The sequence below is a fragment of the Methylobacterium sp. 142-1Y genome, from assembly GCF_057747795.1.
In genome coordinates, this window is sequence record NZ_CM173224.1 from 5,650,466 (window position 1) to 5,676,037 (window position 25,572).

A 25,572-nucleotide genomic window follows, 5' to 3' on the forward strand; every position below is an offset into this window, starting at 1 on the left:
TGCAAGGAAGGCGGCTCCCGCGGCGTCAGGCCGGCCCCGCGCGGCGGGTCGCCCGCACCAGCGCGTAGAGCACGCAGGCATTCAGCAGGTGCCAGAGCCAGTGGGTGCCGAAGGGCACGACCGGGCAAAAGGAGGCGTCGAGCGTGCGCGCCGCCAGCGAGACCAGGAACAGCGCCCCGATCCCGACCAGAGCCGCGCCCTCCCGCCTGCCCCGCGCCCAGGACGCCGCCCCGACGCCGAACAGGGCCAGAGCCGCGGGCGCATAGCCGATCGAACCGTTGGTGAGGGGCGAGAGCGGCTGCCCGGCGATCCGCGACAGGGCGGGCTCGAAGAACGCGGCGGCCACCGCGAAGGCCAGGGTGCCGGCGAGCGCGACGATGACGGAGAGACCGAGGAAGCGCCTGAGCGCCACGAAGAAATAAGCGTGGATGAACAGCGCGATCGGGATCACGTCGGCGAGCATCGACCATTGCACGGCGAGCGTATGGAACAGCGCGCTCCCGAGGCCGATCACCCCGATCAGCCAGGCAAAGCCGTCGGCGACCCGGTCCGGCGCCCGGCCGCGCCGCAGGAGCAGGGCAGCCGCGACCACGAAGGCGGCGTTCGAGACCGCGTTCAGCGGCTCGGCCCACAGCCCCGGCCCGGTGCGCTCGCAATAGTCGCGCACCGGCTCCCACCATCCCGACGCCATGCCCGTCCCCACCTCGCCGCTCCCCGCGGCTTGCCAGGGCGGCGCGAAACCCCGATGACGGGGCCTTCGGCGAGAGCTTGGTTGCGAGCGGCGCGGGACGCGATGCGGATCACCACCTGGAACGTCAACTCGGTCAAGCAGCGTCTGCCGCATCTCCTGGGCTTCCTGGCCGAGGCGCAACCCGACGTGGTCTGCCTCCAGGAGCTGAAATGCGTCGACGACGCGTTTCCCCGCACCGAGATCGAGGAAGCCGGCTACGTGGTGGCGACCCACGGCCAGAAGGCGTTCAACGGCGTGGCGCTCTTGGCCCGCCGGCCGCTGCCGCTCCAGGAGATCCGCCGCGGCCTGCCGGGCGACGCGACCGACGAGCAGGCGCGCTACATCGAGGCGCTGATCCCGACCCCGACGGTGCCGGTGCGGGTGGCCTCGATCTACCTGCCGAACGGCAACCCCGTCGGCACGCCGAAATACGACTACAAGCTCGCCTTCCTACGCCGCCTCCAGGCCCATGCCGTGGCCTTGCGGGCACGGGAAGAGGTGCTGGTGCTCGCCGGCGACTACAACGTGATCCCCGAGCCCGAGGATGCGGCCAACCCCGCGGAATGGGTGAGCGACGCGCTGTTCCTGCCCCAGACCCGGGCGGCGTTCCGCAGCCTCGTCAACGAGGGCTTCACCGACGGGCTTCGCGCCTGCGACGGGCGGCCGGGCGTCTACAGCTTCTGGGACTACCAGGCCGGCTGCTGGCCGCGCAACCAGGGCATCCGGATCGACCACCTGCTGCTCTCGCCGCAGGCTCTCGACCGCCTGGTCTCGGCCTCGGTGCAGAAACACCTGCGCGGCCTCGAAAAACCCTCCGACCATGTGCCGGTGACGGTGGAGCTGGATCTGGGCTGATCAGCCGGAGGTCGGCCGCAGGTAGCCGGGCTGGAACTCGGCGACGGCCTGCAAGCCGGGATGGTCGAGGATGTCGACCCGCCTGCCGCCGACCTCGACCAGCCGCATCAGGCGCAACTGCCGCAGCACCCGGTTGACGTGCACGTTCGACAGGCCGGTCGTGTCGGCGATATCCTGCTGCGTCAGCGCCAAGTCGTAGCCGCCCTTCGTCGCCCAGCCGACGATGCGCAGCCGCTCGTGCAACTCGCACAGGAGGTGCGACACCCGTTCGATCGCCGAGCGGCAGCCGATGTTCATCACCCACTCGCGGGTCGTCTCCTCCTCGGCGAGCTTGGCATGGCGCAGGGCCCGGGCGATGCCGGGATGCCGCTCGGTGAGACCGGCCATCGCCTCCCGGGGGATGCGGGCGATCCGGCAGGGGCAGAGGGTGCCGACGCTGTGGGTCATCCGGCTCAGGTACATGAGATCGGGGTCGCAGAGGTCCCCGGGCAGGAGATAGGCGGTGATCTGGCGCGCCCCGCTCGGGCGGTGGCGGTAGCGGCAGGCCACCCCCTCCAGGATCAGCACGGCGTTGTCGGGCACGGTTCCCTCGACCAGGAGGTCGAGGCGCCCGTCCACCCGCTGCCCGCCGGCGCTCAAGGTCGCGAGCGCGGATTGCTCCGCGTGGTCGAGGCCCCCGTAGGACGTGAGCTTGCGCACGATGGGATGGAACAGGGGCTCGCACGGGCCCGACACGCTGGCGGGATGGGGCATCGTCGATGTCGAAGTCATGATCGCGCCTCGCGGGCGAGCTGGCCGAGCACCAGGACGAGGTCGCGGTGCCAGGCCGGCTTGGTCAATCGGGGCGCGGCGCGAAGCTCCGGGCAAGCCGTGGCGCCGCACGCGTCGTCGGCATGGACCAGGAACGGCACGCCCCTCGCCCGCAAGACCTCGGCGAGGCGGCTGCCGTCGCCGTTCCGGAGCGGGAGGTCGAGAATGGCGAGGTCGGGCGCGGTGCCGGCCATCCAGGCCAGGGCCTCCGCCTGGCTCGCCACCGGCCCGGCGACCCGGTAGCCGACCTCCACCGGCACGTCGCCGACCAGCGGCTCTCCCTCGATCAGCAAGACGGTCGGACGGCGAACATCCTGGCGCACACGCGATTCTCCCGTCTTCGGCCCGCGGATGCGTGCCGTTGCGAAGAATTATAGGCGCATGTCGCCGCACCCGTAAGAGATCGCACGGTTCGGTGTTGTATCGTACAATGACATCACGCGGTGCCGGTTCCCGATTTGACGTAATAAATCGAAAACGATGTCGACTCGTACCAAATGACAGTCCCTATAACAATTGTTATAATTATCGATTATTTTCCAAATATTTTGAACGATTCGAGCCGAGCGCGAACCAACGACATGCCGTCCCGTTGGGACAGAAGTCCCAGCCGCCGATCCGCGAGGAGGGAGCCGTGCCGCAACCTCGGCAATCGACCCTGCGCAACCGTCTCCTGCGGGCCATGGCGCCCGAGGATTTCGCGCGGCTGCCGCCGCATCTCGAGCCGATCACGCGGCAGCTGCGCGAGGTGGTGATCGCCGCGGACGCACCGGTGGACGAGCTGTTCTTCCTCGAGACCGGCATGGTCTCGGTCTCGACCGCGCATGACGGGCGCCGGATCGAGATCGGCCTGGTCGGCCCCGAAGGACTGGTCGGCGCGGTACCGGTCGCGCTCGACGGCGTGACCACGCCGCATGTCTACTTCGTCCAGCTCTCGGGCGAGGGGTTGAGCATCGGCCGGGAGGCCTTCTGCGCCGCGCTGCGCGACAGTCCGCGCTTGCGCCGGCTGCTGCTGCGCTAAATCCATACCCTGATCGTCCAGATCACCCCGGACCGCCTACGCCCACGCGTCGCCGAGCCTGGAGGGGCGCCTCGCGCGCTGGCTGCCGATGTGCCACGACCGGACGGAGGGCGACGAACTGGTCCTCACGCACGAGTTCCTGTCGATGATGCTGGGGGTGCAACGGGCGGGGGTCACGCTGGCGATCCAGAACCTGGAGGGCGCCGGCCGCATCCGGGCCAAGCGGCGGCGCATCCAGGTGCTCGACCGCGACAAGCTCCTGGCGCTGACGAACGGCAGCTACGGCACGCCGGAAGCCGAGTATGCCCGCCTGATCGACGGCGCCTGATGCCGCGCTATTTCTTCCACGTGCGGCACGGTACCGGGTCCGACGGCCTGGCGTTGGACCCGGAGGGGGACGAGTTGGCCGGGCCGGAGGCGGCGCGCGCCCACGCGCTGATGGTCGCCCGGGACCTGATCACCCGGGTGCGGCTCCATGCGGTGCGGGACTGGTTCGCCTGCTCCTTCGAGGTGACGGACGAGGACGGCCGCCCGGTGATGACCGTGCCGTTCTCCGACACCGTCACGGAGGAGGACGGGAAATGACGTCGGCGAGTCGCCGGGCGATCCAGTCCTCCGCCGCGTCGAGATCGGCGAAGGTGATCGGCTGCGGCGAGGCCAGGCGGCCGAAGCCCGCCTCGAGGAACCATAGGCCCGCCTCGTCGCCGTACTCGTCGGAGAGACGCACCAGCACCGCCGCAAGATGGCCGTCGACGAAGACGAGCAATCCGTGCTCGGCCTCGCCTCCGGTCCTGACGCGCACGGGCTGAAGCGTGAGATCCATGCCGGGGCAACGAGGCGCCGCTAGCTTGGTTCTGGTGCGGGCCCAGCATGGCTGCGTCGCGGAACGGGTCCGGCAGGTGCGCTTGACCGGGATGCTTGCCGCGGAGCGGGCCGACCTCACCAGGGAACGGCGCAAGACGACCGGGATCACCCACGCCCTGATCGCCGCCGCACTCGTCGTCGGCACCGGCTATCGAACCCTCGCTTCGGCAAGCGCGATGACGTCAGCGATCTCTACCCGCCCCCCGAAATCGCCGAAGATTGATCCAGGTTGAGGACGCCCCCCCGAAACAGGCCCAGTGTGCCCCTCGCCACGCCGGCCCTGTCCCGTCCGAACGACGGCACTCGGCTGGTGTCGCACCCGCGGGCCGGGCCACTCGTCTCCCCGAGTTCAGCGCATCAGCCCGGCCCGCCCGCCTCTTCGTCCTCCGGCACCACGTCCACCGCGACCTGCAGGCTCTGCGCGCCCGATCCGGCGATGATGCCGGCGACCGGCGCGACGTCGGCATAGTCGCGGCCGCGGGCGACGACGATGTGGTCGTCCTGCACGCCGATGCCGTTGGTGGGATCGAGGCCGATCCACCCCTCCCCGCACCAGACCGAGACCCAGGCGTGGCTCGCATCCGCGCCCTCCAGCCGGGGCTGGCCCGGCGGCGGCAGGGTGCGCAGGTATCCGCTGACATAGGCCGCCGGCAGGCCGAGGCCGCGCAGGGCCGCGATCATGATGTGGGAGAAATCCTGGCACACGCCGCGGCGCCCGGAAAACGACTCGGCGAGCGGCGTGCCGACCTCGGTCGCCTCCGCATCGAAGGCGAAATCGGCCCGGATGCGGCGCATCAGGTCGAAGGCGCCCGCATAGGCGCCGCCGCCGGGAGGAAAGCTCGCCCGCGCATAATCGGTGATCTCGGGCAGGAGCGGCACCCGCCGGCTCGGCGCCGCGAAATGCAGGGGCGCGTCGGACCCGAGGCCGGGCCAGGTCAGCACCTGCGCCCGCACCTCCTCCCAGGCCGGTCCCGCCGCGGGGTCGGGCAATGGCGGCCGCTCGACCCGGATGCGGGAATGCGCATCGATCCGGAAGTCCCGGTGCGGCGTCTCGACGATGAGCGAGACCGCGCGGTTGCCGAAGAAGTCGGTGCGCTCGGTCGCGGTCTGCGGTGCGGGCTCGACCACCACCTCGTGCGACAGGAGCGCCTGCCCATCCCCCGCCGCGGGCGCGAGGCGCAAGGTGCAGCGGGCGAAGCCGACCGGGTTGCGGTAGGCATAGGCCGTGAGATGGCGAAGGCGGTAGAGCATCGTGGGGGGAGATAGAGCCTTGTCCGACGAAGTGGATACCGGTTCGTCGAAAGAAAATGCGGCAAAATCAAAGACCTAGAGCGCCATCCGCGTGTCGCGCGATCGGACGCCGCTCCAGGGGGCTTCGACTCACGCCAGGGTGGTGAGGGGTTCGGGCCGCGCGGCGTCCGACCCGCCCGGAAAGTAGCGCGCACCGATCGCCTCGGCGATCTCCCACAGCCGCGTCTCCCAGGCCGCCACGGTGTCGAGCGGCAGGGTGGCGGCTTCCGCGGCGGCGATCTCGCCGGATAAGCCGGCGACGAGCCGCACCGGCAATTCCGCCACCCCGTCCTGGCGCAAGGACGGCAGCACCGCAAGGCGCTCGGCGAGGCACGCGACCTGGAAGGCCAGCGAGCGGGGATTGTAGGGATCGAGCAGCACCATGTCGCGCACCGGCGCGAGCGCCACGCCGAGGATGTAGCGGGCGCCGTAGGAGATGCGCGAATCGACGAGTTCGAGCAGCACGCCGAGATCGTCGGTGCTCGCCCCCGCCGCGCCGAATTCGAGGGCGAAGCGGCAGGCGTTGACCGCCCGCTCGACCCGCCGGCCCATGTCGACGAAGGCGAAGCCACCGGCCCGGTTCATGTTCTCCTGGGCGAGGCCGGCCAGCGCCGCCGTGAGCGAGAGGGCGCGCTCGGCCCGGTCGAGGAGGGCGGCCTCCGAATCCGGGCTCTCGGCCGGCGCCTCCAGGGCGGCGTGTAGGGCCGAGAGGGCGCGCCAGGTCTCGCCGGACAGGCGCTCGCGCAACGACGCGGCGTTGCGCCTTGCCGAGAGGGCATGGGCGAGGCCGGAGCCCCATTGCGCCCCGTCCGACAGGGCGTGGTGGGCGAGAAGCACCGCCGGCCCCTCGACTGCCGGCACGGCGCCCAAGCGATGGAGCAGGGCGCGGATGCGGGCCGAGGTCGCGCGGTCCTCCTCGGCCGTCGAGATGCTGCCGGCCCCGTCGAGCAGGCAGGCGGTGAGGCGGATCACCGTCTCGGTACGCTCCAGGTGACGGCCGAGCCAGAACAGGTTGTCGGCGGCTCGGCTCGGCAACAGGCCGGGCACCCGGCGCACCGCGACCCGGTCGGTCGGCGGCAGCAGGCTCGCCTGGGCGGCGGTGGAATCGGAGGACAGGACCCAGACGTCGGCGGCGCGGACCCCGGCGCCCATCGCCACCGGGCGCACGTCCGGCGTCTCGGAGATGCGGCAGAAGCCGCCGGGCATCACCCGCCAGCCCTCCGGCGTCGCGGCGGCGAAGACCCGGAGCACGAAGGGCCGGGGCACCAGCCGGGTGCCGTCCCAGACCGGGGCGGTGGAGAGCCGCACCGGTTCGTGGGCGACGAGGTCGCCGGGCCGGTCGCGCAGGATGGCGCGCAGGCGCGCGGTCTCGGCCGCGTCGCGCCCCTCGCCGAAGGCCCGGCTGGTGAAGGCACCCTGCGCCGCCGCGGCCGCCGGCCGGAAAGCGAGGTCGTCGAACCGCGCCATCACGGCGTCGCGCTGCTCGGGATCGCCGCACCACCAGGTCGGCAGGCCGGGCAGGCGCAACCTCTCGCCGAGCAGCCGCTCGCACAGGGCCGGCAGGGAGGCGGCGAGCCAGGCGCTCTCGACGAGGCCGGTGCCCGGCATGTTGCCCATCGCCACGGCGCCGGCGCGCAGGGCCTCGACCAGGCCGGGGGCGCCGAGGCGGGAGGCGGGGTTCAGCTCGAGGGGATCGACGAAGTCGCCGTCGATGCGCCGCCACAGCACGTCGACCCGCTTCAGGCCGGCGACGGTGCGGATCGACACCATCCCGTCGCGCACCAGGAGGTCGTCGCCCTCGACGAGGGAGAAGCCGAGATAGCGGGCGAGCACCGCCTGTTCGACGTAGGTATCGCTGTAGGGGCCCGAGGTCATCAGGCCGATGCGCGGTTCGGCCCGGGTCGCCGCCGCGGCGAGGCCGTCGCGAAACGCCTGGAAGAACGAGGCGACGCGCTCGACGTCGAGGGCGCCATAGACCTCCGGCAGGGCCCGGGCCATGACGAGGCGGTTCTCGAGGGCGTGGCCGGCCCCCGACGGCGCCTGGGTCCGGTCCGCGAGTACCCGCCAGGCGCCGTCGGGCCCACGGGCGAGGTCGGCGGCGTAGAAATGCAGGTGACGCCCGCCCGGGGGCGCGACGCCCACGAGCGGACGCAGGAATTCCGGATCGCCCGCAGCGGCGGCGGCCGGCAGCTGGCCCGCCCGGGCCAGCGCCCCGTCGCCGTAGAGGTCGGTCAGCACCGCTTCCAGCAACTCGGCGCGCTGCGCCACCCCGGCGGCGATCGCCTGCCACTCCACCCCCTCGATCAGGAGCGGCAGGGCGCCGATCGGCCAATCGCGCTCGGTCGCCTCGCCATAGGCCCGGTAGGCGATGCCGGTCTCGTGGATATGCCGCCCGGCCGCGGCGAGGCGGGCGGCGATCTCGCAATCGGGCAGGTCGGCGAGGTGGCGCAGGAACCTTTCCCAGGCCGGGCGCAGGGACCCGTCCGGGGCGACCAGCTCATCGGGCAGGCCCGGCAGAGCGGCGTAACCCGCCGTCCAGCGTGCCAGCCGCTCCTCGGGCCCGTCCTTCCGCGTCCCGTCCTCGCGCAGCGCCTCCCCGCCCGGCCCGTTCTGCGGAGGAGCCGGCGCCGGGAGACCCGCCTTCGCCAGCGCCTCGCTCATCGGCCGCCAAGCGTGCGCAGGTCGAGGGTCAGGGGGAACTCGCGCCGGATTTCCTCCGGCGGCGCGCTCACCCGGCCCGGGGTGTGGCCGTTCTCCTGGAAGCGGGCGAGGCGGCGGCCTTCCGCCTCGTAGGTGTTGACCGGGAAGGTCTCGTAGTTGCGCCCGCCCGGATGGGCGACGTGGTAGACGCAGCCGCCGAGGGACCGGCCGCTCCAGGTGTCGAGCACGTCGAAGGTGAGCGGCGCGTGGACCGGGATCGTCGGATGCAGGGAGGAGGCCGGCTGCCAGGCCTTGAAGCGCAGGCCCGCCACCGCCTCGCCGGAGCGGCCGGTATCGGTCATCGGCAGGCGCCGGCCGTTGCAGGTCACGACGTGCCGGCTCGGCACGTAGCCCGACACCTTGACCTGCAGCCGCTCCACCGACGAATCGACGTAGCGCACCGTCCCGCCGATGGCGCCCTCCTCGCCCAGCACGTGCCAGGGCTCCAGGGCCTGGCGCAGCTCGAGCTTGACCCCGCCGCGCTCGACCTCGCCGTAGCGCGGGAAGCGGAACTCGGCTTGCGCCTCGTACCAGGCCGGATCGAAGGCGTAGCCGGCGCGGGTAAGGTCGCCCAGCACCGAGGAAAAATCCTCCCACAGGAAGTGGGGCAGCATGAAGCGGTCGTGGAGCGTCGTGCCCCAGCGCACGAAGCTGCCTTCCTGCGGCTCGCGCCACAGCCAGGCGACGAGGGCGCGCAAGAGCACCTGCTGGGCGAGGCTCATCCGCGCCTCGGGCGGCATCTCGAAGGAGCGGAACTCCAGCAGGCCGAGCCGCCCGGTCGGACCGTCGGGCGAGTAGAGCTTGTCGATGCAGATCTCGGACCGGTGGGTGTTGCCGGTCACGTCGGTGAGGATGTTGCGGAACAAACGGTCGACGAGCCAGAGCGGCACGTCCGGCCCGCCCGGGGGCGGCACCTGGGCGAGCGCGATCTCCAGTTCGTAGAGCCCGTCGTGGCGCGCCTCGTCCATCCGCGGCGCCTGGCTGGTCGGGCCGACATAGAGGCCCGAGAACAGGTAGGACAGGGACGGGTGGCGCTGCCAGTACAGCACCAGGCTCTTGAGCAGGTCGGGCCGGCGCAGGAACGGCGAATCGGCCGGGGTCGCGCCGCCGAGCACGACGTGGTTGCCGCCCCCCGTCCCGGTATGGCGCCCGTCGGTCATGAATTTCTGCGCGCCGAGCCGGGTCTGGCGGGCATCGTGGTAGAGGCCGGTGGTGATCTCGACCGCCTCGCGCCAGGTCTTGGCCGGCTGGACGTTGACCTCGATCACGCCGGGATCGGGCGTGACCTTGATCACCGAGAGGCGCGGATCGTAGGGCGGCTCGTAGCCCTCGACGTGGAGCGGCTGGCCGATCTCGGCGGCGGCCTCCTCCAGGACGGAGATCAGGTTCAGGTACTCGTCCACCCGCTCGACCGGCGGCATGAACACGCAGAGCACGCCGTCGCGCGGTTCGACCGCGAGTGCCGTGCGCACCGCCACGCCGACCGGGACGGGCTTGCGCGGCGGCGCGGCGGCGGCGCCGGGCTGGAACGGCCCGCGCTGCTCGACCGGATCCTGCGGCACGTAATACGGGTACTCACCCGGCGGCACGTAGGGCAGCGAGGCGAGCGGCAGGCGGAAGCCCGCCGGGGAATCGCCCGGCGCGAGGTAGATCGCCCCGCGCTTGAGTTGCCACAGTTCCGAGACCCAGTGCCGGTCGGCACCGACCGCCACGTTGGCGAGCGGCAGCACGAAGCCGACCGCGTTCTCGAGCCCGCGGGTATAGACCCGGACCATCCGCCGCTGCGATTCCTCGTCGCCGACCTTCGGGTCGAGGGGCGTGACGTTGACCGGCAGGTCGGCGACCTTGCGGTCCCAGTATTCCGGGTCCTCGAAGACCGGCTGGATATATGCGTCGAGACCGAGCCGCCGGGCGAGGCCATGGATCAGCGCCTCTGCCTCCTCGATGCCGGCATCCCGCTTGCCCGTCTCGGAGGCAATGAGCGCAGGGTCGCGCCAGACCGGCTCGCCGTCCTTGCGCCAGTACAGGCCGAAGGCCCAGCGCGGCAGGCTCTCGCCCGGATACCACTTGCCCTGGCCGTAATGCAGGAAGCCGCCGGGGCCGAAGCGGTCGCGCAAGCGGCGGATCAGCTGGTCGGCCAGGCCACGCTTCGTCGGCCCGACCGCAGCGGCGTTCCACTCGGGCGCCTCGAAATCGTCGACCGACACGAAGGTCGGCTCGCCGCCCATGGTCAGGCGCACGTCCTGGTCGGCGAGGTCGCGGTCGATGCGCTCGCCCAGCGCGTCGAGGGCATTCCACGCATCGTCCGAGAACGGCTTCGTCACCCGCGGCGCCTCGGCGACGCGGGTGACGGTCATCTCGAAGTCGAAGGTGACCTCGGCGTGGTCGGCCAGGCCCGCGATCGGCGCCGCCGAGCGGTAATGCGGGGTCGCGGCGAGCGGGATGTGGCCCTCGCCGCAGAGCAGCCCCGAGGTCGCGTCGAGCCCGATCCAGCCGGCGCCCGGCACGTAGACCTCGGCCCAGGCGTGGAGATCGGTGAAGTCGGTGGTGGTACCGGCCGGCCCGTCGACCGCGGTGGTGTCGGGCACGAGCTGGAGCAGGTAGCCGGAGACGAAGCGGGCGGCCATCCCGAGGCGGCGCAGCACCTGCACCAGCAGCCAGGCCGAATCGCGGCACGAGCCGCTGCCCTTGACGAGAGTCTCGGCCGGGGTCTGCACCCCCGGCTCCATCCGCACGACGTACTGCACCGAGTCGCGCACGAGCGCGTTCAGCGCCACCAGGAACAGCACGGTGTTGGGCTCGGCGGGCAGCCGCGCCATCAGGGCGTCGATCTCCGGGCCGCCCTCCTCGACGGCGAGATAGGGGCCGAGCTCGGCCTTCAATTCGTCCGGATAGGCGAAGGGCCGGGTCTGGGCATACTCCTCGACGAAGAAGTCGAACGGATTGATCACCGACATGTCGGCGACGAGGTCGACCTCGATCCGGAACTGCGTCGTCTTCTCGGGGAAGACGAGGCGGGCGAGCCAGTTGCCGTTGGGATCCTGCTGCCAGTTCACGAAGTGGTTGGCCGGCGTGACCTTGAGGGCATAGCTCTCGATCCGCGAGCGCGTATGCGGCGCCGGCCGCAGGCGGATCACCTGCGGGCCGAGGGAGATCGGCCGATCGTAGGTGTAGGACGTGACGTGGTGCAGTGCGGCCTTGATCGACACGACGAATCCGAACCTTCTGCTCTCGTGAGGGATGAGCCCGCCGGCCTGTTCGCGCGTTCCGTGGCTTCCAAGCTTGGGCTTCTACACCGTGGCAGGGCCCGCGTCAGCCGCCGCATCGCGTGACGGACGCTTCCTTGCACCGGTCTCGGCACCGGTCTCGCGTCTCTCTACGTCATCGCGAAACCGGTCCTGAGGCGGCAGGGCAAAAAATTGAGGCAAGTCCCGTGCCGTCCGCCACGGAACCTCCGGGCGGGATAGCTCCTTGAGGTTTCGCCCCGTCGGGTTTCCACCCCCGCATCCCGCGGGGCCCGTCCGGACGCCGCGATGAAGATCTTCCAGTGCCAGTCCTGCGCGCAGCCGGCCCATTTCGAGGCCGATTCCTGCGAGAGCTGCGAATGCCGCCTCGGCTACGATCCCGAACTGACCGACATGACCGCGATGCTGCGGGCCGGCTCGCGCTGGCGCGGCCTCGCCGATCCGCGCCGGAAGTACCGCGCTTGCGCCAACCGTGAGTCGGGCGGCTGCAACTGGCTCGTTCCCGCGGGCTCGGGCGAGACCTACTGCCTCGCCTGCCGGCACAACCGGGTGGTGCCGGACCTGTCGATTCCCTGGAACAAGACCCGCTGGCGCGAGGTCGAGGCGGCCAAGCGCCGGCTGTTCTACGCCATGCTGCGTCTGCGCCTGCCGCTCGCCTCCCGGCGCGACGACCCCACCGGCCTCGCCTTCGACTTCCTGGTCGATCCGGCGGAATCCTACCTCACCGGCCCGCCGGTGCTGACCGGGCACGACAACGGCCTCATCACCCTCAACATCGCGGAGGCCGACGACGTCGAGCGCGAGCGGCGGCGCACGCAGTTCGGCGAGCATTACCGCACATTGCTCGGGCACTTCCGCCACGAGATCGGGCATTACTTCTGGAACGTGCTGGTGCGGGCCGATCCCTGCCTCGATGCGTTCCGGACGGCATTCGGCGACGAGCGGGCCGATTACGGCGCGGCGCTCCAGCGCCACTACGCCCACGGCCCGGCCGAGGGCTGGCAGGAGACCTTCGTGTCGGCCTACGCCACCTCCCACCCCTGGGAGGACTTTGCCGAGACCTGGGCCCACTACATGCACATCGTCGACACGCTGGAGACGGCGAGCCAGTTCGGCGTGCGGGTGCAGCCCAAGCTCCAGGCCGGGCCGGCGCTCCACGCGCCGATCACGCTGGCCGCGAAAGTGGATTTCGACCCCTATCGCAGCCCGGATTTCGGCCGGCTGATCGAGGCCTGGCTGCCGCTGACCTTCGCCATGAACTCGCTCAACCGCAGCATGGGCCAGCCCGACCTGTACCCGTTCCGGATGACGCCGGCGACGATCGGCAAGCTGTCCTTCGTGCACGACCGCATCTACGCCCGCACCGACGCGGCGGAGACCGAGGCCGGGACGCTCCGGGCGGTGATCGCGGGGTTGCGGCACCGGGTGGCGGCGCCGCGCTCGGCGTGAGTACGACTCGAGGTTCGTACCGACCGTCTTGATACCCTCCTCGTCATCCCGGGGCCGCGCAAGCGGAGCCCGGAATGACCCTGTGCGGTGGAAGCTTTACTGGAAAACAGCTTTCCCGGAGCGATGCGACGCATCGCGCCGATCATCGGATGGCTGCCCCAAACCGTCCCGCGCGAGCCACATTCCCGCACGGCTCGCGCCTCACGCCGGGCACAAACAACCGGCACTCTCCCCCCATGCCGACGACCGACCGCCTCGCCTGTCAGAGCTTCTCCACAAGCTTAGCTGTGGCGAGGCCGCAACACCGCGAAAGCATCCCAGCTTTGCCCCAGACCGCCCCCCGCACCGCCGCGTTCCCGCCATAAACCGGCGGCACCTCAACGGCCACGTTAAACGACTGTCCCTACAGTGATTTATCGTGGTGTTCCGGGCCTCCCGGGGATCGCGGGCGGCGCTGGCGGATTGACTGAGGCGACGGGTCCGTTCGCGCGAGCCGTCCCAGGGCGGTGCAGGGAGCGGGACCGGGGAAAAACCGGCCTTTCAAGAAACTACGGGTACGGGACAGGGCCATGGACGCGCGTCACACCACCGACAAATCGAAGCTGCCCAGCCGCTACGTGACCGAGGGTCCCGAGCGCGCGCCGCACCGGTCGTACCTCTACGCCATGGGTCTGACCCGCGAGCAGATCCACCAGCCGCTGATCGGCGTGGCGTCCTGCTGGAACGAGGCGGCGCCCTGCAACATCTCGCTGATGCGCCAGGCCCAGGCCGTGAAGAAGGGCGTGGCGGCGGCCGGCGGCACGCCGCGGGAATTCTGCACCATCACGGTCACCGACGGCATCGCCATGGGGCATCGCGGCATGCGCGCCTCGCTGCCGTCCCGCGAGGTGATCGCCGATTCGGTCGAGCTCACCATGCGCGGCCACGCCTACGACGCGCTGGTGGGGCTTGCCGGCTGCGACAAGTCCCTGCCCGGCATGATGATGGCGATGGTGCGCCTCAACGTGCCCTCCGTCTTCATCTATGGCGGCTCGATCCTGCCCGGCACCTTCCGGGGCCAGCCGGTCACCATCCAGGACCTGTTCGAGGCGGTCGGCAAGCACTCGGTCGGCGCGATGAGCGACGACGACCTCGAGGAGCTGGAGCAGGTCGCCTGCCCGTCGGCCGGCGCCTGCGGCGCGCAGTTCACCGCCAACACCATGGCGACCGTCTCCGAGGCGATCGGCCTGGCGCTCCCCTACTCGGCCGGCGCGCCCGCTCCTTACGAGATCCGCGACCGGTTCTGCGCCACCGCCGGCGAGATGGTGATGGAGCTGCTCGCCAAGAACATCCGCCCGCGCGACATCGTTACCCGCAAGGCGCTCGAGAACGCCGCGACCGTGGTGGCGGCGTCGGGCGGCTCGACCAATGCGGCGCTCCACCTCCCGGCGATCGCGCACGAGTGCGGCATCGAGTTCAACCTGTTCGACGTCGCCGAGATCTTCAAGCGCACGCCCTACATCGCCGACCTGAAGCCCGGCGGGCGCTACGTCGCCAAGGACCTGTTCGAGGTCGGCGGCATCCCGCTGCTGATGAAGACGCTGCTCGACGGCGGCTTCCTGCACGGCGACTGCCTCACCGTCACCGGCCGCACCATCGCCGAGAACCTCGCCAAGGTGGCCTGGAACGCGCAGCAGGACGTGGTCCGTCCCTCCAGCCAGCCGATCACCGCGACCGGCGGCGTGGTCGGCCTCAAGGGCAACCTGGCGCCGGAAGGCGCGATCGTGAAGGTCGCCGGCATGCCGCCGGAGAAGCAGACCTTCGCCGGCCCGGCCCGGGTCTTCGACAACGAGGAACTCTGCTTCGAGGCGGTGAAGAACCGCAGCTACAAGGAGGGCGAGGTCCTGGTGATCCGCTACGAGGGCCCGCGCGGCGGCCCCGGCATGCGCGAGATGCTGGCGACCACCGCCGCCCTCTACGGCCAGGGCATGGGCGACAAGGTCGCGCTCATCACCGACGGGCGCTTCTCCGGCGCCACCCGCGGGTTCTGCATCGGCCATGTCGGGCCCGAAGCCGCGGTGGGCGGCCCGATCGGCCTCCTGCAGGATGGGGACATGATCCGCATCGACGCGATCCAGGGCACGCTCTCGGTCGACCTCTCGGACGACGAGCTGGCCCGGCGCCGCGCGGCCTGGCAGCCGCGGGCCAACGATTCGACCTCGGGCTACCTGTGGAAATACGCGCAGACCGTCGGCCCGGCGGTGACCGGCGCGGTGACGCATCCGGGCGGGGCCCAGGAGACGCTCTCCTATGCGGATATCTGAGGCCGGCCTGCCCAAGCGGGCGGGTCGCCGGTTCCTCCTCGCGCTCCTCGGCCTGACCATGGCCGGGGCCGGTCCCGCCGCGGCGCTCGACGCCGCGGTGCGGACCCCGGTGCCCGCCGCGACGGGCTACCGGAACGCCCGCGAGGCGATGCGGACGGGCATGCGCGACTACAATGCCGGCGACAAGGAGGGCGCGGCGCGCGCCCTCGAATACGCCGCCGGCCAGGGCCACGCCCTGGCCCTGTGGAAGCTCGGCCGCATGTATGCGGAGGGCGACGGGGTCCCGCACGACGACCTCAAGGCGTTCGAGTTCTTCTCGAAGATCGCCGACGAGAACGCCGACGAGGGCCCGGAGGCGCCGAATGCCGGCGTGGTGGCGAGCGCCTTCACGGCGCTCGGCCGCTATTTCCTCGACGGGATCAAGGGCTCCTACGTCCGCGCGAATGTCGAGCGGGCCTACGACATGTTCAACTACGCGGCGACCTATTACGGGGACCCGAACGCGCAGTACAACCTCGCCCGGCTCTACCTCGACGGGACCGGCGTGGGCCAGGACCCGCGCCAGGCGGCGCGCTGGTTCAACCTCGCCGCCGAGAAGGGGCATCCGGCGGCGCAGGCGCTGCTCGGACAGCTCCTGATCAACGGCCAGGGCGTCACGGTGCAGCGCGCCCGCGGCCTCGCGTGGCTGACGCTCGCCCGCGACGCGGCGGAGGGGCCGAAGGACCAGTGGATCGTCACCCTGCAGGAGCAGGCGATGGCGGCGGCCAACGAGCGGGACCGGGCCGAGGCCCAGGCCCAGGTCGACGGCTTCTACCGCCGCAGCGCCAAGGGACGCTGAGAGAGGGGACGCGGAAAGCCCCCTCTCCCTCCCTTTCTTAGCCGTCCTCGTTCAGCCTTGCCGGGCCGCGATCGCCGTCTGGAACGAAGGGCGCTCCAGGATGCCCTTGACGTAGGACGCCAGCTGCGGCCAGCGCCCCGCATCGACCGCCTCGCCGGCCAGATGCAGGTTGTGGAACGTCGTCGCGACCGAGATGTCGGCCAGACCGAAGGCGCCGCCGACCAGATACGGCCCGTCGATCACCCCTTCGAGATAATCGAACAGCCGCGGCAGATCCTCGGTCATGCACTTGGCGACCACCGCCTCGTCGCAGGGCTGGTTCATCATCTTGGGCCGCAACACCCGCTGGACGAAGGGCTTGATCAGCACCGGGAACAGCTCGGTATCGCCGAGCTCGTCGAGCCAGATCGCCCGGCCGAGATCGCGCGCCCCGCGCGGCAGCAGGGCCGGCTCCGGATATTGGCGCTCCAGGTAATGGATGATCGCCGAGGAATCGGCGAGCCGGAAGTCCTCGTCCTCCAGGGCCGGAATCTTGCCGAACGGGCTCGCCGCCCGGAAGCGCGGATCGGGATCGTGGAAGCGCAGCGGCACGTGCTGGACCTCGACGCCCTTCTCGGCGAGGACGACGAGGACCTTGCGGACGAAGGGCGACAGGCTGGTGCCGTAGAGTTTCATCGCGTCTTTCTCCCTTGCGGCCGCGCAGCGACCGCCGCGGCGGATATCGCACCCGACCGGCCGGTGGGAACCCCCTCCCCCGCCTGGAAACCGCCGGTCCGCACGCCCATAATCAGGGCCGGCCTTTCCCGGCCCGAAAGAGGCCGACCCGTGGACGATACGTTCGACTTACGTGAGCGCCTGTCCCGCGCCTGGCGGGCGGTGTTCGACAACGCCGTCGAGGCCGGCAGCCCGCCCGAGGCCTTGGTCGAGACGATGACGGCGGTCGCCCATGCGCGGTTCGCCGAATTGTTCGGCACGGCCGCGGCGGCGAGCTACCTCGCGCTGCTGGCCGAGCAGATGCGCGAGGTCGACCACGACGAGGCCGAGAGCCTGATCCGCGGCGAGACCCCGGCAGCGGCGCCCTTCGACGGGGTCGCCCCGGCGGAGGATGTCGCGGCGATGGACCCGGCCTGGATCGACCGCGACCCGGCATGAAAGCGAGCGGAGGCGCGGACCCTCGTTACGGGCGTGCGCCCGCGCACATGTCGGGCCGCGCGCGCAGGAACAGGGATGGTCCTCGCTCGTTCTCGGCGCAGATTCGTCATCGACGCATCGCGAGCCCATCCATGATTCTGCGCTCCTCCCTCGGATCCGCTCTCGCCGTGGCGTCCTGGATCGCCTTCGGCTTCACGGCCCAGCCGCATCGGGAACAGGCGACGCCGCAGGACCCGGTGCTGCTGTCCGGCATCGAGGCCGACCTCGCCAGCCGGAAATGCGACGGCGTCCGGATCGATGCCGACCATTTCCGGGCCTTCTCGTCGCAGACGCGCCTCAACCACGCCGACTTCTTCCAGAAGACGCGCTCGGTCCGTCTCCAGGCAGCCCTCGACGACCTCGACACCCGGCTGCGGCGCGACCGGCAGGCGGCCTGCGAGGCGATCTGGGTAGCCTATGGTCCGGGGAGCGCGCGGCCCTTGCTGCGGCGGGGGTGAGGCACCAACCGTCACCAGCACCCGGTCGGGCCGGCGCAGTCCGCCCCCTTCCCTCGGCCGGCGAGCGCGAGGACGACGCCTTCATCGGTTCGTCGCAGTCCAGCAAAAATTCAGCTGTTGCTCGTGATCCATTCGATCAGTTTGCTGGCCGGCAGCAGTCCAACCTTGCTCGCAACGACGTTGCCGTTCCTGAAAAGCAACAAGGCCGGAACCGCACGTACATTGTATCTCATCGGCACCGACGGGTTTTGATCGATGTTGATTTTGACGATCCTTACCCTTCCCGACATCTTGACCGAAACATCCTCCAGAATCGGATGGAGCATCCGACAGGGTCCGCACCACTCGGCCCAGAAATCCACTACGACCGGCTCTGCCGCCTGCAGCACGTCCTGCTCGAAGCTGTCGTCGCTCACGGCCATGATCGTCATCGTCACGTCTTCCTCACTCTCAAGGGTGGCGGATGAGCGTCCCAGACCAGCCCGAGAGCGAATGATCGACATGCGTACGTTAATTTTACACCAATATCGACTTTCCAGGGCTCCCGATCAGGGTCGGAATTGCATCGTGTCGGCAATGCATGACGACGACGGGCCTTGGATACGAAAAAGCCCGGCCTCTCGGCCGGGCTCCTCGTCGTTCGGCGGCCGCGCCGCTCAGGCCTTGGCCTGAATCCAGCGCGACAGCTCACCCTTGGGCTTGGCGCCGACGACCTGATCGGCGAGTTCGCCGCCCTTGAAGATCATCAGGGTCGGGATCGAGCGGATGCCGTACTTGGCCGAGATGCCGGGATTCTCGTCGACATTGACCTTGGCGATCTTGACCCGGCCGTTCATCTCGCTGGAAATTTCCTCGAGCGCCGGGCCGATCGCGCGGCACGGGCCGCACCACTCCGCCCAGAAATCGACGACCACGGGCTCGGCCGATTGCAGCACGTCCTGCTCGAAGCTCGCGTCGGTCACCTTCACGGTTGCCATCGCTTGAAAATCCTTTTCGTCATGAAGCCGGCCGACGGCGCGGACCGGCCCGCGTGGGAGGGAAGTTAAGAACCGCTTCGGGTCCGATCAAGCGTGACGGCCAAGCCGTCCCCGCTCCGATCGTGCGGTGGCGCACCTTCGGTCACGCCAGCGTGTCCAAGGCGGCGTCGCATTCCTCCGGCGTCAGGCGGCGCACGACCGGGCCGGCGGTCCAAACGAGGAGCGGGTGCAGGGCCCGGCCCGGATAGATCGTCGCGAGCAGGCGCGCATAGAGCGCGACCTGAGCCGCCTGGCCCCGCGGCGTCGGCGCGCCGTCCGCCGGGGGGCGGCCGGTCTTGAAGTCGACGAGCCAGACCGCCTCCCCCGTCACGGCGATGCGGTCGACCCGGCCATGCACCGGGCGCGAGGCTCCCCCGACATCGATGCTGCCGGCAAGCGTCACCTCGGCCCGGGCCGCGGGCCCGAACAGCACCGCGAGGTCGGGATCGTCGAGAAGGCGCAGGGCTTCCGCGGCGATTGTCCCGCGCTTGTCCGAATCGAGACCCGGGGCACGGGCGGCGACGAAGGCCGCGGCCGCCGCCGGCCGGCGCTCGGGCGCGAGACCGGGCAGGTGCTCCAAGAGGGCATGGACCAGCACGCCGCGACGGCGGGCCGCCGGATCGCTGGAGCGGGCGTCCGAGCGGCGCGGCTCGTCGGCGGCGCCCAACCCTGAGGGGCGCAGCGGCGGCAGCGGCTCGGCCTCCGGCCTCACCGCGCGATGCAGCCAATCCGGCACCAGGGCGGGCTCCTCGACCCCCTCGGGCTTAGGTGCCGCCTCCGGCAGGGCGGCGCCCTCGCGCCAACTCTCCGCCGGGCCGTAGGGCATCTCCGCCGCCTCGACGCCGCCGAGCCGGTGCACCAGGCCGCGGCGGATCATCTCGCACCAGGCCTCGGCCGGCGTCTCCTTGTCGTTGCCGGAATACGGCGCGATGACCAGCCGGTCCTTGGCCCGGGTCATCGCGACGTAGAGCAGCCGGTTGTGCTCCTCCCCGGCCTTGGCATGGAGCGCGTCGCGGGCGCGGGTGATCGCCGGGCTGTCATGCGCCTTGGCGCTCGACCAGACCGGCACGGTGCTGCCGTCCTTGAGACGCATCGGGATGAGCGGCGGATCGCGGCCCAGCGCATCGCAGCCGTCGAGCACCAGGACCAACGGTGCCTCCAGGCCCTTGGCGCCGTGCACCGTCATCACCCGCACCTCGTCGCGGGCGGAATCGAGGTCGCGCTTCACCGTGTGGCCGCCGGCGTCGCGCCCGCCGCTCGGAGCGTAGCGGGCGAGGAACCCGGTGAGCGAGGGCGCGTCCGGGCCGGCCTCGGCCTGGGCGGCGGCGGTGAGGAAGACGTCGATGGCATCCCCCGCCTCGCCGCCGAGACGCTGGACCAGCAGCGCCCGGCCGCCCAGCGGCCCGAGCAGCTCGGCATAGAAGCCGAACGGCCCGTGCTCGCGGGCAAGCGCCGCCCAGCCGTCGAGGGCGGAGACGCCGCGAATGGCGGCCGGGTCTCCGGCCTCGACCCGGCGGCGCAACGCCGCGACGAGGGACTCGGCCGGATCGCGCCCGGCCGCGATGCCGACGAGGTCGTCGTCGGTGAGGCCGACGAGCGGCGTCTTCAACGCGGTCGCCAGCGTCAGGTCGTCCTGCGGCAGCAGTGCGGCGCGGCCGGCGGCGACGAGATCGAGGACCGCGATATGGGCGGCGATGTCGAGGCGGTCCTGGCCGGCCACCGGCACGCCCTCGGCCTTGAGCGCCCGGATCACGCCCTCGAAGGCGGCCGAGCGCTTGCGCACCAGGATCAGCACCTCGCCGGGCCGCCAGACCCGGCCGGATTCGTCGCCCGAGGTGGTCCAGAGCCGCACCGCCCTGGCAACCCGGCGGGCGGTGACGAGCGCCGGCGCGCCGGCCTCGATCGCATCGACCGGATGGGTCCAGGCGTCGGGCTCCTCCTCGGCGCTCGGCCGCTCGACCGGCCACAGCTCGATCTGGCCCGGCGCCCGCACCCGGGCGGTGGAATGCACGGTGCCGATGGCCGCGTCGCCGAAGGACAGGCCGCGATAGTGATCCGCCAACGCGAAAGTCGCGTCGACCGCCTGCAAGACGCCGATCGCCGAGCGGAACGACAGGGTCAGGCCGACATCGGCGAAGGGCAGCCCGGCCCCTTCCGAGTCCTTGCGCCAGGCCCGCCGCGTGATCTCGAATTCCTCCGGCGCGGCTCCTTGAAAGCTGTAGATCGACTGCTTCGGATCGCCGACCGCGAAGCGGGTGCGGGCGAGCCCGTTGCCCGCCTCGCGGGCCCCCTCTCCGGCGCAGAAATCCTCGGTGATCCGGCGCAGGATCTCCCATTGCTGCGGGTTGGTGTCCTGCGCCTCGTCGATCAGCACGTGGTCGACGCCGCGGTCGAGCTTGTACAGCACCCAGGCCGAATCGACCCGGGTCAGCAGGTCGAGGGTCTTGTGGATCAGGTCGTCGAAATCGAGGGCGCCGAGGCGCGCCTTCTGCGCCTCCATCCGGCGGTGGATCTCGGCGGCGAGCGTGAACAGGGCCTCGGTGCGGGCAAAGGCCCGGGCGGCCTTGAGGCGGTCGCGCAAAGCGGCGAGCCGGGCCTGCTCGGCGAGCAACGCCTCCTTGGCGTCGGCCGCGACCGACTTGGTGCCGAGCGACGAGGCCGCGTAAGCGTCGCCCTCGCCCTCGTCCTTGAAGAACGCGGCGAGGGTCAGCGTCAGCCGGGCCGGGCCGGTGGCGGAGAGAGCGAGCGCCAGGGCGTCGGCGCGCTTCTCGTCGTTGGCCTTGCCGGTGCGCAGGGCCGCGATCAGCCCGGCGAGGTCGGGCCCGCCGTCGAGCATCCGCGCCTCGATCACTGCTAGCGTCTCGTCGGGGGCAAGCCCCAGCGCGCCGCGCAAGGCGGCGAGGCGCGCCGGCAGCCCGTCCGGGTGGCCGATCAGGCCGCGATTCTGCACCGCCGCCGTCATCGCCCGGCGCAGGGCCTCGCCCGCCGCCTCGGGGGCGACGAGGCTCAAAGCCGCCGCAAGGCCGGGATGGCGGGTATCGACCGCGTCGGCCAGCACGTTGTCGATGGTGCGGTCGATCGCCTCGCGGGTCTGGGCCTCGTCCAGCACCACGAAGCGGGCCGGCACGTTGGCCTCGAACGGCACGAGGTGCAGCAGGCGCTCGCACAAAGCGTGCAGGGTCTCGATCTTGAGACCGCCCGGCGTCTCGACCGCCCGGGCGAACAGGCGCCGCGCGCGGCGCAGGGTCGCGCCGTCCGGCGCCTCGCCCTCCAGCGCGGTCAGCTCTGCGCGCAAGGTCGCCTCGTCGAGGGTGACCCAGCGGCCGAGGCGCTCGAACACCCGGATCGCCATGTTGGCGGCGGCGGCCTTGGTGAAGGTGAGGCAGAGGATCTTGGCCGGGGCCGCGCCGTGCAGCAGCAGGCGCACCACCCGGTCGGTGAGCACCTTGGTCTTGCCCGCCCCGGCATTGGCCGACACCCAGGCCGAGGTCCGCGGATCCGCGGCCCGCCGTTGCGCATCCTGCGTCAGCCCGTCGACGACGAACCCCTCGATACCCATCCGCACTCCCGCCGAGGCCAGATGGCCATCCTGCCGCGGTCGCACTCAACAGGGCGTTGCCTCAAGCGGGATCGGGGGGTGCTGCACAGGGATTTCGCGCGGCGTGGCGGCGGGGGCACAGGATCGGCGACGCAAGCGAGCGTCACCGATCCCGAGGGAGCGGTGCTCAGTGGCGGTTGTGGAGCAGCCAGCCGAAGACGTAGCCGATCCCGCCCGCCACCAGCAGGGCGGCGAGGTGGTGGTCGCCGATCTGGCGGGCCACCGCCCGGTCGGCGCGTCGGTAATAATGGCGCCCGGTGTCGCGGGCCTGGTCGGCATAGTCCGGCGCGGAATCCGCAAGGCCGCGCACCGCGTCCCTCACCCCGTCCTTGGCCTGGCCGTAGACGTTGCGGGCCGCCCCCGCCGCCTGGTCGGCGAGGCCTTGCGCCTGGGTGCCGGCATCGCCCGTCCACTCGCCGAAGCGCTGCTGCACCTTGCCGCCGAGCTCCTTGCCGGCGCCGATGATCCGGTCGGAATCCATCGCGAGTCTCCTTGACTGTCGGCGGTCCGCGCAGGGCCGCCGCTCCCATCCTCAACGCATCAAGGCGCCAAACGGTGGCGCGGACCGGCGCTCACCCTCTTGAATCGCCGGGCGCAGGGCTCCCGCCCGAGGCGGCGGCAAGCCGAATCACCCCGCCGCCGGCGTCGAGTCATGAAATTGTTATCTCAGCGCTTTTCCGCAGTTGCGCGAGTCCCGGGCGAATCGTTAATTGGCCTTAACCTTCGGTGAGGCATCCCGTGAACTTCCCCTCGACTCCGTCCGGCGGCGCCCGGACGCGTGCCCTCGTCCGCACGCTGGCCCTCGGCGCGCTCCTCGGCATCGGGGGCGTGGGCGCCGGTACCACCCTGGTGCACGCGGCGGACGATGCCGGCGTGCTCGATTTCCTGCTCGGCGACGTGCCGCGCAGCCTCGGCCTGCCGGCGCGGGCGCCGCGGCCGGAGGCCTCCTTGGGCGAGCGGCGGGTGCGCTGGACGAGCCGGCCGGCCAAGGCGACGGTCGAGCGGCCGCGCTGGACCGACCCGGCGCCGCGGCCGCGGGCCGCGGTCGCGCAATCCGCCTCCCTGCGCCGGGCCGATGACGCCGCCGCGAGCCACCACACCGGCGCCGGCAACCATGCCCGCACCGTCTGCGTGCGTACCTGCGACGGCTACCTGTTTCCGCTCGCCAACCTCGACGGACGAACCGCGGCGCCGGCGCAGGAACAGGCCTGCGCCGCAGCCTGCCCGGGGGCGGAGACCGCCCTCTACACGGTGCGGGCCGGCGAGGAACTGGACCAGGCCGTCAGCCGCACGGGCAAGCCCTATCGCAGCCTCGCCGCCGCCTTCGCCTATCGCAGCCGGCGGGTTCAGAACTGCACGTGCAGCCCGGGCCCGGGCGGCTATGCCCGGCTGCTCCTGCAGGACGCGACCCTCCGGCCCGGCGACGCGGTGGCCGGCGGGACGGGAGGTCAGGTCTTCGCGGGGCGCGACCGGCGCGGGGAAGCCCGCTTCGTCGATTTCCGCCGCGCCGGAATGCTCTCCCGCGCCGAGCGGCGCGACCTCGACCGCACCCTCGACGTGAGCCGCCTGGAGCGGGCGCGGGCGGAGTTCCGCCGCTCGCTCGCCGAGGAGAAGACCGGCGGGTTCGGCCGCCTCCGCTACGCCTCCGGCAATCTCGGCTTTACCGACGTCGTCAGCGACGCGACCGCCGGCCCGATCCGGATCGTGGTGCCCTCCCCGTTCCGCTGATCGGCGCCCGCGGGATTCTGTTGCGGGCCGGAGACAGGGACCGTCTTCCGGGGCAGGACGCCCTCGCGGCGCTTGCGATTCACAGGGGCTCGTGACGAAACTCATTCCCGCCGAGGCCTCCGCCCGGCTCCCTCCCGCATCGTCGTCCGCCATGTCGCCCGCGCTCGAGAATCGTCTGTCGTCGTTCCGCGAAGTCGCGGCCGTTTTCGTGAGTTCCGGCCTGTTCTTCGCAGGCCTCCTGTGCTGGGCGTGGATGGCCGGCTGACGTCGGGGGGAGGCGCCCGGACCGGCCCCTCGACAGGGGGCAGCGCGCCGGCTAACCCGGACCCGTCGTCAACGCCGCGGGAGCCCGTCCGATGAGCGAGTCCGAGGCGCCCGAGGCGGCGCCCTCCTTCCTGCGCGAAGCGCCGGTGAGCGGCCGGGTCGAAGCGGTGTCGCCGCTGGTCCGGCGGCTGGTCTGCCCGAATTCCGGGCCCTTCACCCAGAGCGGCACCTGCACCTACATCGTCGGTCACGGCCGCGTGGCGGTGATCGATCCCGGCCCGGACCATCCGGAGCACCGGGCGGCCCTCCTCGCCGCCCTCGGGCCTGAGACGGTCGAGGCGATCCTCGTCACCCACACCCATCGCGACCACTCGCCCGGCGCCCGGCCGCTCGCCGCCGCGACCGGCGCCCCGATCCTCGGCTGCGGCCCGCACCGGCCGGCGCGTGCCGTGCGCGGCGCGGAGCAGGGACGGCTCGACGCGGCGGGCGATGCCGACCACCGGCCGGACCGCGAGCTGGCCGACGGCGAGAGCGTTTCGGGGCCGGGCTGGACCCTGACGGCGCTCGCCACCCCCGGCCACACCATGAACCACCTCGCCTTCTCGTTCCCCGAGGAGGAGACGCTGTTCTCGGGCGACCACGTCATGGCCTGGTCGACCAGCATCGTGGCGCCGCCGGACGGCTCGATGGGGGCCTACATGGCCTCCCTCGACAAACTGCGCGGCCGGTCGGAAAGCATCTACTGGCCCGGCCATGGCGGCCCGGTGCGGGAGCCGCAGCGCTTCGTGCGCGGGCTGCTGAGCCACCGCCGCGCCCGCGAGACCGGCATCGTCGAGCGGCTGGCCGCCGGCGAGCGCACCATCCCGGGCCTCGTCGCCGCGCTCTATTCCGGCCTCGATCCCAAGTTGCGCCCTGCGGCGGCGCTCTCGGTCTTCGCCCATCTGGAGGAGCTGGTGGAGCGCGGGCGGGTGGTGACGGAGGGGGTACCGACGTTGGATTCGGAGTATCGGCCGGGATGAGACGTCGGCTCGGCCCGTTCCCTGCGCATGCGTTCGACCATCGCGATCCCGTCCGCAACCTCATCCTGAGTGTCAGTCGATCAGAGATGGACTGACCTTGAAGGAGGCCTCCAGAGAGCTCCGAGACTTCTGGAGCCCTTCTTCGAGGCTCCCTGAGGTCGAATGCGATCTTTGATCGCCAGCACCTCAGGAT

At 71.5% G+C, this 25,572-nt stretch carries 24 protein-coding genes; 12 read left to right on the forward strand and 12 right to left on the reverse strand.

Translation table 11 applies throughout. The features are described from left to right. Window positions 1-25: 25 nt before the first annotated feature. Window positions 26-691, reverse strand: coding sequence for a ceramidase domain-containing protein (locus AC3AOF_RS25950; protein ID WP_488346891.1), 666 nt, complete (start codon window positions 689-691; stop codon window positions 26-28). Window positions 692-793: 102 nt separating this feature from the next. Here AC3AOF_RS25950 and xth point away from each other — a divergent pair, with 102 nt between their 5' ends. Continuing rightward, the gene (xth, locus tag AC3AOF_RS25955; protein WP_236992652.1) at window positions 794-1,585 is read left to right on the forward strand and encodes an exodeoxyribonuclease III; all 792 of its coding nucleotides are present in this window, start codon (window positions 794-796) and stop codon (window positions 1,583-1,585) included. Here xth and AC3AOF_RS25960 read toward each other — a convergent pair whose 3' ends face one another. Together AC3AOF_RS25960 and AC3AOF_RS25965 are read right to left on the reverse strand one after the other, a co-directional pair. Next, window positions 1,586-2,356 (reverse strand): Crp/Fnr family transcriptional regulator, encoded by a 771-nt coding sequence (locus AC3AOF_RS25960; protein WP_236988155.1) that lies wholly within the window; start codon window positions 2,354-2,356, stop codon window positions 1,586-1,588. After that, on the reverse strand, window positions 2,353-2,718 hold the full coding sequence (locus AC3AOF_RS25965) for a response regulator (protein WP_488346892.1): 366 nt from the start codon (window positions 2,716-2,718) through the stop codon (window positions 2,353-2,355). Before AC3AOF_RS25965 ends, AC3AOF_RS25960 begins: the two co-directional genes overlap by 4 nt. A 311-nt stretch (window positions 2,719-3,029) precedes the next feature. Here AC3AOF_RS25965 and AC3AOF_RS25970 point away from each other — a divergent pair, with 311 nt between their 5' ends. The 3 genes from AC3AOF_RS25970 (at window position 3,030) to AC3AOF_RS25980 (ending at window position 4,001) form a co-directional block, all read left to right on the forward strand. Continuing rightward, complete coding sequence (locus AC3AOF_RS25970) at window positions 3,030-3,416, forward strand: Crp/Fnr family transcriptional regulator (protein ID WP_488346893.1); 387 nt, start codon at window positions 3,030-3,032, stop codon at window positions 3,414-3,416. An 88-nt stretch (window positions 3,417-3,504) separates the two neighbouring features. After that, window positions 3,505-3,744: a helix-turn-helix domain-containing protein gene (locus AC3AOF_RS25975; RefSeq protein WP_488346894.1), complete on the forward strand. Its 240-nt coding sequence runs from the start codon at window positions 3,505-3,507 to the stop codon at window positions 3,742-3,744. Then, on the forward strand, window positions 3,744-4,001 hold the full coding sequence (locus AC3AOF_RS25980; protein WP_236988153.1) for a DUF6894 family protein: 258 nt from the start codon (window positions 3,744-3,746) through the stop codon (window positions 3,999-4,001). The genes AC3AOF_RS25975 and AC3AOF_RS25980 overlap by 1 nt, the downstream gene beginning before the upstream one ends. Here AC3AOF_RS25980 and AC3AOF_RS25985 read toward each other — a convergent pair. Further along, on the reverse strand, window positions 3,979-4,239 hold the full coding sequence (locus tag AC3AOF_RS25985; RefSeq protein WP_236988152.1) for a hypothetical protein: 261 nt from the start codon (window positions 4,237-4,239) through the stop codon (window positions 3,979-3,981). The genes AC3AOF_RS25980 and AC3AOF_RS25985 overlap by 23 nt on opposite strands. Before the next feature lie 25 nt (window positions 4,240-4,264). On the opposite strand from AC3AOF_RS25985, the gene AC3AOF_RS25990 reads away from it, so the two are divergent. Next, a complete protein-coding gene (locus AC3AOF_RS25990) occupies window positions 4,265-4,513 on the forward strand; it encodes a hypothetical protein (RefSeq protein WP_236988151.1) in 249 nt (82 codons plus the stop codon). 124 nt (window positions 4,514-4,637) lie between these two features. On the opposite strand, the gene AC3AOF_RS25995 is transcribed toward AC3AOF_RS25990, so the two are convergent. From AC3AOF_RS25995 to AC3AOF_RS26005, 3 genes are all read right to left on the reverse strand, one after another. Next, on the reverse strand, window positions 4,638-5,531 hold the full coding sequence (locus tag AC3AOF_RS25995) for a transglutaminase family protein (RefSeq protein ID WP_236988150.1): 894 nt from the start codon (window positions 5,529-5,531) through the stop codon (window positions 4,638-4,640). Window positions 5,532-5,660: 129 nt separating this feature from the next. Further along, on the reverse strand, window positions 5,661-8,231 hold the full coding sequence (locus tag AC3AOF_RS26000; protein ID WP_488346895.1) for a circularly permuted type 2 ATP-grasp protein: 2,571 nt from the start codon (window positions 8,229-8,231) through the stop codon (window positions 5,661-5,663). Continuing rightward, window positions 8,228-11,479: a transglutaminase family protein gene (locus AC3AOF_RS26005; protein WP_488346896.1), complete on the reverse strand. Its 3,252-nt coding sequence runs from the start codon at window positions 11,477-11,479 to the stop codon at window positions 8,228-8,230. Before AC3AOF_RS26005 ends, AC3AOF_RS26000 begins: the two co-directional genes overlap by 4 nt. Before the next feature lie 324 nt (window positions 11,480-11,803). On the opposite strand from AC3AOF_RS26005, the gene AC3AOF_RS26010 reads away from it, so the two are divergent. The 3 genes from AC3AOF_RS26010 (at window position 11,804) to AC3AOF_RS26020 (ending at window position 16,105) form a co-directional block, all read left to right on the forward strand. Next, window positions 11,804-12,964, forward strand: a complete 1,161-nt coding sequence (locus AC3AOF_RS26010) for a zinc-binding metallopeptidase family protein (protein ID WP_236988147.1) — start codon at window positions 11,804-11,806, stop codon at window positions 12,962-12,964. 569 nt (window positions 12,965-13,533) lie between these two features. Continuing rightward, on the forward strand, window positions 13,534-15,267 hold the full coding sequence (gene ilvD, locus AC3AOF_RS26015; RefSeq protein ID WP_488346897.1) for a dihydroxy-acid dehydratase: 1,734 nt from the start codon (window positions 13,534-13,536) through the stop codon (window positions 15,265-15,267). Beyond that, window positions 15,254-16,105, forward strand: coding sequence for a tetratricopeptide repeat protein (locus tag AC3AOF_RS26020; protein WP_203154310.1), 852 nt, complete (start codon window positions 15,254-15,256; stop codon window positions 16,103-16,105). The genes ilvD and AC3AOF_RS26020 overlap by 14 nt, the downstream gene beginning before the upstream one ends. 51 nt (window positions 16,106-16,156) lie before the next feature. On the opposite strand, the gene AC3AOF_RS26025 is transcribed toward AC3AOF_RS26020, so the two are convergent. Beyond that, window positions 16,157-16,780: a glutathione S-transferase family protein gene (locus AC3AOF_RS26025; protein ID WP_488346898.1), complete on the reverse strand. Its 624-nt coding sequence runs from the start codon at window positions 16,778-16,780 to the stop codon at window positions 16,157-16,159. 150 nt (window positions 16,781-16,930) lie between these two features. Here AC3AOF_RS26025 and AC3AOF_RS26030 point away from each other — a divergent pair, with 150 nt between their 5' ends. Beyond that, the gene (locus AC3AOF_RS26030) at window positions 16,931-17,257 is read left to right on the forward strand and encodes a hypothetical protein (protein ID WP_236988144.1); all 327 of its coding nucleotides are present in this window, start codon (window positions 16,931-16,933) and stop codon (window positions 17,255-17,257) included. A gap of 131 nt (window positions 17,258-17,388) precedes the next feature. Further along, entirely contained in the window at window positions 17,389-17,754 is a 366-nt protein-coding gene (locus tag AC3AOF_RS26035) for a hypothetical protein (protein ID WP_236988143.1), read from the forward strand. 110 nt (window positions 17,755-17,864) lie between these two features. Here AC3AOF_RS26035 and trxA (AC3AOF_RS26040) read toward each other — a convergent pair whose 3' ends face one another. The 4 genes from trxA (AC3AOF_RS26040) to AC3AOF_RS26055 all read right to left on the reverse strand — a co-directional run bounded on the left by trxA (AC3AOF_RS26040) (window position 17,865) and on the right by AC3AOF_RS26055 (window position 22,849). Beyond that, a complete protein-coding gene (gene trxA / locus AC3AOF_RS26040) occupies window positions 17,865-18,185 on the reverse strand; it encodes a thioredoxin (RefSeq protein WP_236992650.1) in 321 nt (106 codons plus the stop codon). A 225-nt stretch (window positions 18,186-18,410) separates the two neighbouring features. After that, the gene (gene trxA, locus AC3AOF_RS26045) at window positions 18,411-18,731 is read right to left on the reverse strand and encodes a thioredoxin (RefSeq protein ID WP_236988142.1); all 321 of its coding nucleotides are present in this window, start codon (window positions 18,729-18,731) and stop codon (window positions 18,411-18,413) included. Window positions 18,732-18,873: 142 nt separating this feature from the next. Continuing rightward, complete coding sequence (addA, locus tag AC3AOF_RS26050) at window positions 18,874-22,329, reverse strand: double-strand break repair helicase AddA (RefSeq protein ID WP_488346899.1); 3,456 nt, start codon at window positions 22,327-22,329, stop codon at window positions 18,874-18,876. A gap of 166 nt (window positions 22,330-22,495) precedes the next feature. Beyond that, entirely contained in the window at window positions 22,496-22,849 is a 354-nt protein-coding gene (locus tag AC3AOF_RS26055) for a CsbD family protein (RefSeq protein WP_488346900.1), read from the reverse strand. Between the two features lie 257 nt (window positions 22,850-23,106). Here AC3AOF_RS26055 and AC3AOF_RS26060 point away from each other — a divergent pair, with 257 nt between their 5' ends. Both AC3AOF_RS26060 and AC3AOF_RS26065 read left to right on the forward strand, forming a co-directional pair. Then, window positions 23,107-24,096 (forward strand): DUF2865 domain-containing protein, encoded by a 990-nt coding sequence (locus AC3AOF_RS26060; RefSeq protein WP_488346901.1) that lies wholly within the window; start codon window positions 23,107-23,109, stop codon window positions 24,094-24,096. A gap of 356 nt (window positions 24,097-24,452) precedes the next feature. Continuing rightward, a complete protein-coding gene (locus AC3AOF_RS26065; protein WP_488346902.1) occupies window positions 24,453-25,379 on the forward strand; it encodes an MBL fold metallo-hydrolase in 927 nt (308 codons plus the stop codon). Window positions 25,380-25,572: the final 193 nt, after the last annotated feature.